General features: G+C 51.2%; 1 protein-coding gene and 1 pseudogene. One reads left to right on the top strand and one right to left on the bottom strand.

The features are described from left to right. Positions 1 to 277: hypothetical protein (locus tag GTP27_RS23195; protein WP_202417033.1), on the bottom strand; the 277-nt coding region annotated here is incomplete at its 3' end. A gap of 133 nt (positions 278 to 410) precedes the next feature. Here GTP27_RS23195 and GTP27_RS23200 point away from each other — a divergent pair. Next, positions 411 to 1370 (top strand): annotated as a pseudogene (locus GTP27_RS23200) (N-6 DNA methylase); the annotation flags it as partial. Positions 1371 to 1690 lie beyond the last annotated feature (320 nt).

Consider the following 1690-nt stretch of genomic DNA (forward strand, 5'->3'; position numbering starts at 1 on the left):
GCATTTCCTCGGTCAAGCGCAAGTGGATTACTTTGGTTTGCTGCCGCCAGTCCAGTTGCGCAAAATTACTCGCCAGCTTAAAGTTGAACGCCTCGCTGTCAAAGATGCCCTCGAATTTACTAACCGAAACCATTGGCTTGTTAATGGAATTTGCCCGCCAATGAAGATCAATTACTTGGCGATCGCGCGCCAGGTTTTGCTCTGCAATACTTTTGGCCTTTTGGGGCAAAGGCGGCTGCGGCCGGAACCGTGGAGCATGCCGTTGGCGGAGGTTCATTTCAATGTGGATAGCGCAGATCTCAGCTCGCACAGATTCGTAATGCATGCTCGACGTGGTCAGCTTACCTCGCCGAATTAGCGCATTAAGCTCATCTACGAGTTCGCCATTGGTGAAAGCGATATAGCGGCGACTAGCCGTGCTGGCTCCGCATCATGGCAAGGTATATGACCCCTGCTGTGGCTCTGGCGGTATGTTCGTCCAGTCTGAACGTTTCATCGAAGCCCACGGCGGCAAGCTGGGCGACGTCAGCATTTACGGTCAAGAAGCGAACCCAACAACTTGGCGACTGGCTGCGATGAATCTGGCGATTCGTGGCATCGATTACAACCTTGGTCGTGAACCGGAAGACACTTTCACGCGTAATCAACATCCTGATTTGCGAGCCGATTTTGTGCTGGCTAATCCACCATTCAACATTAGCGACTGGTGGCATGGCAGTTTAGAGGGGGATCCGCGGTGGGTGTATGGCACGCCCCCACACGGCAATGCCAACTATGCGTGGTTGCAGCACATGCTGTATCACCTTAAGCCTACTGGTCGTGCTGGTATCGTGCTGGCAAATGGTTCGATGAGTTCCAGCCAGAACAGCGAAGGTGATATTCGGCGCGCTATGGTTGATGCCGATGTTGTCGAAGTAATGATCGCACTGCCCGGCCAATTATTCTTTAACACACAGATTCCAGCTTGTTTATGGTTCCTTGCCAAACAAAAAAGCACACGCAAAGATGAAGTGCTGTTCATTGATGCTCGTAAGTTGGGCAGCATGATCAGCCGTGTGCAGTGCGAATTTACCGATGAAGTCATCGACCGTATTGCAGCCACGGTTTCCGCTTGGCGTGGCGAATCAACATTGACTTACGCGGATGTCGCAGGGTATTGCCGCAGTGTGCCGCTGGCTGTAATTGCAGAGCACGGCCATGTGCTGACTCCGGGTCGATATGTAGGTGCTGAAGAAGTTGAAGATGACGATGAAGCCTTTGCCGACAAAATGCAAAAGCTCACTGAGAAGCTTGGTGAGCAAATGGCGAAGGGAGCGGAGCTGGACGCGCTGATTAGGCAGAAGCTGGGGGGGCTCGGGTATGAGTTCTGAATGGGCAATTCAAAAGCTTTCGAATCTTGGAACTTTTGATCGAGGCAAATCCAAACATCGCCCTAGAGATGACGCACGGCTATATGGCGGACCGTATCCATTTATACAAACAGGTGATGTAACTGCTGCTGATGGCCGAATTACATCGTTTCGTCAGACTTATACAGATGCTGGGCTTGCCCAAAGTAAGTTGTGGCGAGCCTGTCAGAATTTTTGTGTGAATCCGGGGTCATGAAATAATACCGAAAGGGATTTTCCATGACCGACGTAATGACCACTAAGAAGCCAAAAACCAAGAAGCAGTACCCGTTTCCCGTTGA

The sequence above is a fragment of the Duganella qianjiadongensis genome (assembly GCF_009857915.1).
Lineage (GTDB): Bacteria > Pseudomonadota > Gammaproteobacteria > Burkholderiales > Burkholderiaceae_D > Rugamonas > Rugamonas qianjiadongensis.